The organism is Psychromonas sp. Urea-02u-13 (genome assembly GCF_002835995.1).
Lineage (GTDB): Bacteria > Pseudomonadota > Gammaproteobacteria > Enterobacterales > Psychromonadaceae > Psychromonas.
Genome location: NZ_PJBZ01000044.1, coordinates 118946 through 128849, shown reverse-complemented (window position 1 = coordinate 128849; position 9904 = coordinate 118946). Strand labels below are relative to the sequence as shown.

General features: G+C 39.1%; 8 protein-coding genes. All 8 read right to left on the bottom strand.

Annotated features, from left to right (window positions below; all coding sequences use genetic code 11):
• Positions 1-815: 815 nt before the first annotated feature.
• The 8 genes from eno to CXF74_RS06290 all read right to left on the bottom strand — a co-directional run bounded on the left by eno (position 816) and on the right by CXF74_RS06290 (position 9873).
• Positions 816-2123 (bottom strand): phosphopyruvate hydratase, encoded by a 1308-nt coding sequence (eno, locus tag CXF74_RS06325; RefSeq protein ID WP_101081569.1) that lies wholly within the window; start codon positions 2121-2123, stop codon positions 816-818.
• Positions 2124-2277: 154 nt separating this feature from the next.
• Entirely contained in the window at positions 2278-3915 is a 1638-nt protein-coding gene (locus CXF74_RS06320; RefSeq protein ID WP_101081568.1) for a CTP synthase, read from the bottom strand.
• A gap of 267 nt (positions 3916-4182) precedes the next feature.
• Positions 4183-6147: an alkyl/aryl-sulfatase gene (locus CXF74_RS06315; protein WP_101081567.1), complete on the bottom strand. Its 1965-nt coding sequence runs from the start codon at positions 6145-6147 to the stop codon at positions 4183-4185.
• Positions 6148-6369: 222 nt separating this feature from the next.
• On the bottom strand, positions 6370-6948 hold the full coding sequence (locus CXF74_RS06310; protein ID WP_101081566.1) for a TerD family protein: 579 nt from the start codon (positions 6946-6948) through the stop codon (positions 6370-6372).
• A gap of 86 nt (positions 6949-7034) precedes the next feature.
• Positions 7035-7607 (bottom strand): TerD family protein, encoded by a 573-nt coding sequence (locus tag CXF74_RS06305; RefSeq protein ID WP_101081565.1) that lies wholly within the window; start codon positions 7605-7607, stop codon positions 7035-7037.
• A 74-nt stretch (positions 7608-7681) separates the two neighbouring features.
• Positions 7682-8134 (bottom strand): tellurite resistance TerB family protein, encoded by a 453-nt coding sequence (locus CXF74_RS06300; RefSeq protein ID WP_101081564.1) that lies wholly within the window; start codon positions 8132-8134, stop codon positions 7682-7684.
• Positions 8131-9204, bottom strand: a complete 1074-nt coding sequence (locus CXF74_RS06295) for a TerD family protein (RefSeq protein ID WP_157822339.1) — start codon at positions 9202-9204, stop codon at positions 8131-8133. The genes CXF74_RS06300 and CXF74_RS06295 overlap by 4 nt, the downstream gene beginning before the upstream one ends.
• A 60-nt stretch (positions 9205-9264) precedes the next feature.
• Entirely contained in the window at positions 9265-9873 is a 609-nt protein-coding gene (locus tag CXF74_RS06290; protein WP_101081562.1) for a TerD family protein, read from the bottom strand.
• Positions 9874-9904 lie beyond the last annotated feature (31 nt).

Here is a 9904-nt window from a genome sequence, read left to right as displayed (position 1 = left end):
GTTAGCTGTTAGCTGTTAGCTGTTAGCTGTTAGCTGTTAGCTGTTAGCTGTTAGCTGTTAGCTCAATAAAACTAAACTACTGCCTGATAAGCGTCAACTAATTACTGAGCTTTAACTTCTTTAAGAGTGAAGTTAATAGAGATGAATCGCGGTTAATTAAGCTGAGAGCCATTAGCTACGAGCTGTGAGCTACGAAAATCAGTTGGCCACTCGTGGCTAGAGGCTAGAAGCTAGAGGCTAGAGGCTAGAGTCTAGAGTCTTCTACTTTTCTGCGGGTAAAAAAAATCCTCACCGAAGTGAGGATTTATAATCTATTTATTAAATACCAGCTAGGCTGGCGTTTAATTAGAAGTATTCTCTATTTACAACACGGTACCTTTAACTTCAGCAAGACCGTTCTAAGGTGCTTTTGAACCTAGAGCTTCAATATGTGGAAGTTGGTTGCCCGTAGTTAATAAGAGGTGCAACACGATCTAAGCAACTTGTTGCTTTTGCACTTTCACTTTTTAGCGTTTTATAGGCAAAAAAAATCCCCACCGAAGTGAGGATTTATAATCTATTTATTAAATACCAGCTAGGCTGGCGTTTAATTAGAAGTCTTCTCTGCTATAAACACGGTACCTTTAACTTCAGCCAGACCGTTGTAAGGTGCTTTTGAACCTAGAGCTTTTCAATATGATGAAGTTGGTTGCCCGTAGTTAATAAGAGGCGCAACGCGATCTAAGCAACTTGTTGCTTCTGCTTTAACTTTTTAACAGATAAAAAAAATCCCCACCGCAGTGAGGATTTTTATCAAACTAATAAGTTAGTTTGATTTAGAAGTTAAAAGTACCTTTAACTTCAGCAAGACCGTTGTAAGGTGCTTTTGAACCTAGAGCTTCTTCAATACGTAGAAGTTGGTTGTACTTAGCAACACGATCAGAACGGCTTAAAGAACCCGTTTTGATTTGGCCTGCAGCAGTACCAACAGCTAGATCAGCAATTGTTGAATCTTCAGTTTCACCTGAACGGTGAGAGATAACAGCAGTGAAGCCAGCATCTTTAGCCATTTTGATTGCAGCAAGAGTTTCAGTTAAAGAACCGATTTGGTTGAATTTGATTAAGATAGAGTTAGTAATACCTTCATCAATACCACGCTTAAGGATCTTAGTGTTAGTTACGAATAAATCGTCACCAACTAATTGGATTTTATCACCAAGAAGTTCAGTTTGGTGTTTGAAACCAACCCAATCGGACTCGTCAAGACCATCTTCGATAGAAACGATAGGGTAATCTTTAACTAGACCTTCAAGGAAGTAGTTGAACTCTTCAGCAGTGAAAGTTTTACCTTCACCAGTAAGCTCGTAGTTACCAGTTTCTTTGTTGTAGAACTCAGAAGCAGCACAATCCATCGCTAAAGTGATGTCTTTACCTAGCTCGTAACCCGCGTTTGCAACAGCAACTTTAATTGCAGCAAGTGCAGCAGCGTTAGATGGAAGGTTTGGTGCGAAACCACCTTCATCACCAACTGAAGTAGAGTGACCGTCAGCTTTAAGTACTTTAGCAAGGCTATGGAATACTTCAGCACCCATACGTAGACCTTCACGGAAAGTAGATGCGCCAACAGGTTGGATCATGAATTCTTGGATATCTACAGAGTTATCTGCGTGCTCGCCGCCGTTGATGATGTTCATCATTGGAAGAGGCATAGAGTAAACACCAGGAGTACCGTTTAAGTCAGCGATGTGAGCGTAAAGAGGTACTTTCTTAGAGATTGCCGCAGCTTTAGCAGCAGCAAGAGAAACAGCTAAGATAGCGTTTGCGCCAAATTGTGCTTTGTTTTCAGTACCGTCTAGGTCGATCATGATTTGATCAAGTTCAGCTTGTGCAAGTGCGTCTTTACCAGCAAGTGCTTCAGCAATTGGACCATTAACAGCAGCAACTGCTTTAAGTACGCCTTTACCTAAGTAACGCGCTTTATCACCGTCACGTAGCTCAAGAGCTTCACGTGAACCAGTAGAAGCACCTGATGGTGCAGCAGCCATACCGATAGAACCGTCTGCTAAGTGAACTTCAGCTTCTACAGTTGGGTTACCACGTGAATCCATGATTTCACGACCAAGTACTTTTACGATATTAGACATAATGTTTCCTTTAGTATTTTAAAATTAAGTTTAAAAATATTTATCTTACATTTTTCTAGTAGTTACAGGCAGACTTTAGTGAAGTACTGGCTGTAACTAAATAACATCTTATTTCGTAAGTTTCTAACAAAAATTGATGTTCTGTCAACAAAAACTATTTAAATCGACCTTGTTGATGATCTACCGCAGATTTTATAAAACCTTTAAATAACGGATGACCGTCGCGTGGTGTTGATGTGAATTCCGGGTGGAATTGAGCAGCAACAAACCAAGGATGATTCGGGTTTTCAATAATTTCTACTAGTTTTTTATCTTCTGATAAACCAGTAATTTTCAAGCCCGCTTTTTCAATAATAGGTAGCAAGTTATTGTTAACTTCGTAGCGATGACGATGGCGTTCAAAGATCTCTTTGCTGCCATACATCTCAAACACTTTAGAACCTGCTTTTAGATGACACTTCTGAGCGCCTACACGCATGGTACCGCCTAAGTCAGAGCTTTCTGTACGTTGCTCAACTTCACCAGATTTATCAATCCATTCAGTGATTAAACCAACAACAGGTTGTTCAGTTTGTGGATCAAATTCTGTTGAGTGTGCGTTTTTCAAACCAGCAACATTACGTGCATATTCGATTAATGCAACTTGCATCCCTAGACAGATACCTAAGTAAGGAACGTTATTTTCACGTGCATATTTAGCAGCTAGAATTTTACCTTCAACACCACGAGAACCGAAGCCACCAGGTACTAAGATTGCATCAAGATCTTTAAGGGCATCATCACCTTTAACTTCAACATCTTGAGAATCAATATATTTGATTTTCACTTTTGCAGCGTTCTTAAGACCGCCATGTTTTAATGCTTCATTCACTGATTTGTAAGCATCAGGAAGTTCGATATATTTACCAACCATACCGATAACGACTTCACTTGACGTATTTGCTTCTTCAGAAACAACTTTTTCCCACTCGCTTAAATCAGCTTCAGGACACTCTAGACCAAAACGTTGAACACAGATTTCATCTAAGCCTTGTGCTTTTAACAACGCAGGAATTTTATAGATAGAGTCTACATCACGTAGTGAAATTACAGCTTTATCTTGTACATTACAGAAAAGAGCAATTTTTGCACGTTCGTTAGCCGGGAAGCTCACTTCACTACGACAGATAAGAATATCAGGCTGAATACCTAAACTACGCAGCTCTTTTACAGAATGCTGTGTTGGTTTAGTTTTAACTTCACCCGCTGTTTTTAAGTAAGGCAGTAATGTTAAATGCATAAACATTGCATTTTCACGGCCTACTTTTAACGCAAGTTGACGAATTGCTTCAAGGAAAGGTTGTGATTCGATATCACCTACCGTGCCACCTAACTCAACAATGGCAACATCATGGCCTTCACCACCAGCAACAACACGTTCTTGAATTTCATTAGTGATATGTGGGATCACCTGAATCGTTGCGCCTAGGTAATCACCGCGACGTTCTTTTGCTAATACTTCCGAGTAAACACGACCCGTTGTGAAGTTATTACGTTTAGTCATACGGGTACGAATGAAACGTTCGTAATGGCCTAAATCAAGATCGGTTTCTGCGCCATCATCGGTCACAAATACTTCACCGTGTTGTGTTGGACTCATTGTGCCAGGGTCAACGTTAATATACGGGTCAAGTTTTAGAATAGTAACATCAAGGCCACGTGCTTCTAGAATAGCAGCAAGTGAACCGGCTGCAATACCTTTACCAAGTGATGAAACAACACCACCCGTTACGAAAATATATTTTGTCGTCATAATAACCCTGAAATGTAATAGATAGAAGTGGCGCTAATTAATTTTCTATTTATCAAAAACACAAAAAACACCAGCTTACATTACATAAGTGATGACTTTAATAGCGGTTTTTAAATTAGAAGAAATTAGAACATTTAGATGGGGAGGCAGTATAGCAAAACCTCTCATTTTGGACAATCTTTTATACACATTAAGAAAAAAATATGCTGATCCTTTACAGATCAGCATTCGTTCACTTTTAAGACAGTACAATTAAACGCACAGGCATTATGGCGTCACAATATTAAACCAGAAGTTATAGTCATCCAACATCGCGAGGAAATCATCTAAAATAGCTTTATCTCCGCTTAGTTTAACTTTTCCATCACTAATAGCGCGGTCAAAGTCAGTCTCTTTTAATTGAATCTCATGCATAGTATCCATGCTTAATGAGATAGTCACGTCAGCTTTCTTTGCTTGTTTAGTGGTGTGGTTTAACACTGAGTTTTTGACACTCAGCGTATAGTTGCTCTTAGTATCGGTAAAGTTAACATTGATTTTAAAATCTTTACCGGCCGCTTTATCAACATTCAAACGTACTGATAAATAGTCAAACAACATACCCGCCTTCATTGCGCGAATAGTGTCTTCTGTTGCCGTTTGAGTGCCACCAGCAGCAGGAACACCATTACGTAACTCATAAGCACCTTGCAAGTATACAGAGCGCCATGGGCCAGATTCAGATTGGTAACCTAATTGCTCATAAGCATCCGCTAATAACTCTTTTGCATCAGTGCTCTCGGGGTTAGCAAAAACCGCATGTTTCATTACTTCTGCAACCCAACGATACTCACCTTTATCAAAGGAAACCTGTGATTTTTTCAATACCTCTTTTTCACCGCCCATGAACTCCATGTATTTCACAGCCACCATTTCATCGGGTAAGTTGTTTAAATCTGATGGGTTACCGTTATACCAGCCCATGTAACGCTGATAAACTGCACGGCTGTTATGGCGTAATGTGCCGTAATAGCCCCTTGTTGCCCAGTTGTTCTCTAAAGATTCAGGTAAAGTGATCATTTCAGAAATCTCTTCACCGCTATAACCTTGATTCATTAATCGAACCGACTGATCATGAGTAAATTTGTAAATATCACGCTGTTTTTCAAAATAAGGAATGATGTTGTCATTACCCCACACTGGCCAATGATGACTTTGAAACTTAACTTCAACTTTAGCGCCCCACTTTTCAATGGTTTCATTCAGGTAATAAGCCCACTTCAAGGCATCACGCACTTGCGCTCCACGTAACGTTAAAATGTTATGCATAGTATTAGTGGTATTTTCTGCCATCCATAAGGCATTCCACTGTGGGAACCAAGTATTCATTTCAGCAGGTGCTTCAGTGCCCGGTGTCATTTGAAAAATCATTTCCACGCCATCAACTTTTAGCTTTTCATCGCTACGGCTAATTTCACGTGTCGGTAATATCAATCCAGCGACACCGGTTGATGTGGTCATACCAAGCCCACCATTAATACCGCCTTTGGCATTACGAGGTAATAGTGCGCCGTACATATAAATGGCACGTCGTCCCATTGCGTTACCGGCAATTACGTTTTCAGAAACCGCATGTTCAGCAAAATGCTCTGGTGCAATAATATGCACTTTACCCGCGTCCACATCCTCTTGCGTCACAATGCCCGTTGCACCACCATAATGATCTATGTGGCTATGGCTGTAGATAATCGCAACAACAGGTCGCTCGCCCAGTTCTTTATTAATTAAGTCTAACGCGGCTTTTGCAGTTTCTGGAGAGATCAAAGGATCAAACACGATCCACCCCGTTTTACTTTTTACAAAAGTGATATTAGAAAGGTCGTAACCACGTACTTGGAATATATTTTCAGTGACTTCAAACAAACCATATTGAATGGTCAGTTGCGAATTACGCCACAGACTAGGGTTGACCGTATCGGGGGATTGTTTATCAATTGCAATGAATTTTTTATAGGCCTCTAAATCCCAAACTGCTTTACCGTCTTTATCGGTAATAGTCAGTACATCGGGTTTAGTGATTAACCCACGTGTTGCATCTTCAAAATCTTGTTTATCAGTAAAAGGCAACGATTGTAAAACTTTTTGGTTAGATTCGATGGTATATTTTGTTGCTGGTTTCGCCTCTGTTGCAGCTAAACCCGGCAACACGACTGAGGTTAATCCAGCAATAATAAAGGAGCGTATTATATTCATGACTCTTCCTAAGCTAGTTAAAAGTATCACTGTACAAACAAGTGAGGAACATCAAGTATATTTACATTATAAAAAAAAGATAAATAACTTAGCGGTTCACTTTTGATTCTTTTAACTGCATCGCAAAAATAAATCTATTTACCTCAGTAAATACTTAAATGACAGGCATAAAAAAACGCATCAAATGATGCGTTTTATTGGCTTTTACTTTTGCAGGTTTTATTAACCTACATTAACACCGTATTGCAATGCCATTGGGCGTAAACCGCCAGCGAAACCTTGACCAATAGCCTTAAATTTCCAGCTGTTATTGTGACGGTAGAATTCGCCAAATACTAACGCAGTTTCCGTTGAGTAATCTTCAGAAAGGTCATAACGAACCACTTCTTCGCTATTGCTTTCGTTTACAACACGGATAAAGGCATTAGATACTTGGCCAAAATTTTGTTTTCTTGCATCAGCATCATGAATGGTTACACCCAATACTAGCTTAGCAACATCAGCAGGAATCTTAGTTAAGTCAACTTTAACAGCTTCATCATCGCCGTCGCCTTCACCTGTTAAGTTATCACCCGTATGTTCAACAGAACCACAGCCTGAAACAAGTTGATTATAGAAAATAAAGTCAGCATCGCTGCGAATTTTACCATCTTCACCAATCATAAAAACAGAAGCGTCTAAATCAAAGTCTACGCCATCTGTTACGCGTGTATCCCAGCCTAAGCCAGCAATACAACGAGTCATACCCGGTGCAACTTTCTCTAAAGAAACATTGCCACCTTTTTGTAAAGAAACTGCCATTTTGTATCTCCAATAGTATTTAGTTTAAATTATTTAATTTGAGTTTGAGTTATTTAGTTCAAGTTATTTAGTTTAAATTATTTAAATTAAGCTAACCCGTACACTTCTAGTAACTTGCTTAGACCACCAGCAAAACCATCGCCTTTAGCAACAAAACGCCATTCACCGTCTTTTTTGTATAACTCAGCAAAGATAAGTGATGTTTCCGTTGAGTGATCTTCTGTTAAGTCGTAACGTACCACTTCTTCTGAATTTGCATCGTTCACAATACGAATAAACGCATTATCAACTTGTCCATAGTTTTGACGGCGACCGTCAGCATCATGGATTGTCACTGCAACTACTAATTTTTCGATGCCAGCAGGGATTAATTCAAGGTTGATTAGAATAGACTCGTCATCACCCTCGCCTTCACCCGTTAAGTTATCACCTAAATGCTCAACTGAACCACAGGCTGATTTCTTGTTATTGTAAAAGATAAATGACGCTTCATTTTCTGCTTTACCAGCAGCATTTAACATGAATAGGCTAGCATCTAAATCAAAATCAATGCCGTCAGTAATGCGCACATCCCAACCTAAGCCTACTTTTAATGTTTTTAAACCCGGCGCTTCTTTCTCTAAATTAACGCGTCCGCCTTTTGCTAAGCTGATAGCCATTGAAATTTTCCTTCTGTTAAATATTTATTAATTATCGACCCTACATATTCAAAATATGATTGGCCGAATAAGTGTTAAAGTTCGAAATCTGAAGCAGGTAAACCGAGCTCAATAGCGATTTTACGCGCAACGGCTTTTTCTGAATCATCGAAGTCACCGTCAGCAGCTGCAATTGATATAATCAAACGCATCACCGTACGACACTCAACTTCATTACCTTTTAAACGACTTAGTGCTTCGTAACATTTTGATTCGCCAATATCTTGGTCAAATTCAAAGTTATCGACATAATCTTTAAAGCTACCAATCACTTCACTTGTTTTGAAAACAGATAACGCATCATTGCTTTCAATAAAACGCACCATCTTTTTCTTTTCTTCTGAATCTAATGAACCGTCTGCCATTGCGATAAGTGCAGATCCTGCTGTGGCTGCGTTTAAGAAGTTCTTATTTTTGAACTTCAATACTTCGCCTTTTAATTCACTTGTCTTTTGTTTAACGCTTGATAAAAAATTAGAAAAACTCATTCTTGTTCCTCATTCTCTGATTGATTTTGATAACGCCACGCTAATCCCCAACCATAAGCTTGGTCTAGCTCAGGTAGGTTCTCAAAGTATTCGTTAAGTGCTGTTATTGTTATTTCGCCTTGCTCAAATTCAAGCATGGCAACCGCATAAATTGGTTTCATCATTAACGTATCGGGTGAAAAGCACCTCTTTTGTGATTGAGCTAATTGAAACTCAATCTCGACATTTAATGCCGACCAATTATTATGCCCTTCTGCCATCAATGCGTAAATCAAATATCGATGTAATTTGTGTTGATACTTTGCATTGATGGCTAATTGTTCTACATGACTATTTTCTGAACGTAACGCTTCAACATAAGGCACACCATGAAAAGATCCTAATAGATCTTCACCAATCGTTTGTACAAGACCTCGCTGACCGTTATGCAGTTCGTATAAACATCCGACACGTAAATCAGTCATAGGTTTAAAATTTTCACCAACAAACAAATTAGCACCATGATGGACGCTTGATTGCTTGGTATCCCAATGCATATTAACCAATATGTCATCAAGTTGAGTATTACTAACGGTTACTGACTTAGCGGAGGTAGACGACATAGCTTCTTTGTGAACACTTGCCTCAGTCACACCATAGCTAGCAAATAACTTGCTGATACCTTGTGCGAAACCTTGACCAATACAACGTAATTTTAACTGTTCTTTATGTCGATATAGTTCAAGCAACACGAATGCGCTTTGTGGCAACTCATCGTTCGAAAATTGCATACTGGCGGTAATCGAACCCGACAACAATTCAGTTAATTGCGCATTGATTGTTTGATTTGGTTTTTTATTGTCAATATTGATATACACAAGCAACTTTTCAAAGTCATCTTCGATATCAGCACCGTGTATTAATAACGCCTTATCATTAATAACCAGTCCAGGCGCTTCTTTAAAGTGAATTGGCGCAGCCCCTTTGTTAAAAAGAAGGCAACCCCAGTCCCACTCACCTAAGGATAACTGCAAACGGTAAGCAGCAAGACTAGAAATAACAATGTTCTCTCCAATAACAAGCTTACTCACAGGCATTTCCTCAGGCGTATTAATCACATAGTCATAAACGTTTAGAGCATATTGCTCAATTTAATTTAGGAAGCTATCTGATACTGTTTTAATCGTATCTTGTAATTTACGGTCTTTTGTTGGTTCACCAACCGCTTTAAATTTCCAATCATCTTTATTGCGGTACAAGATGCCAAGAATCATCGATACAGACCCTTTGAACTTGTCTTCTCTTGCAATGTTGTAACTTGCCATAACAGAATCAACACGTGTCGGTGTACCTTCGTATAGACGTACACTAGCAAATGGAATCTGTGAAAAATCTTGGCCTTGGAAGCTATTTAAAACAATCGCTAACTTTTCAACTGATGCAGGCACTTTTCTTAAGTTAATCGTAATGATTTCGTTATCTAAGCCATCATCACCGTCTAAATCGCCGGTTAAATCATCACCGCTGTGCTTGATAGAACCGTCTTTACTGCTTAGCTGTCCGTAAAACACAACATCCATAGGTTGTTTATCAACACCATGTAGGCTGATACTTGCATCTAAATCGACAGCTACTTTTTTAGTGCCAAAAAAACCTTTTTTCTCAATAGCTCCCCAGTTAACACCGACACAAACAGAATCAAGTTTGTTGCCGTTTTTTTCTAAACTGATGCGTTGGCCTTTCTCTAAAGAAATACTCATTAATCGTTCCTTATTATAGTTATTGGGGTTT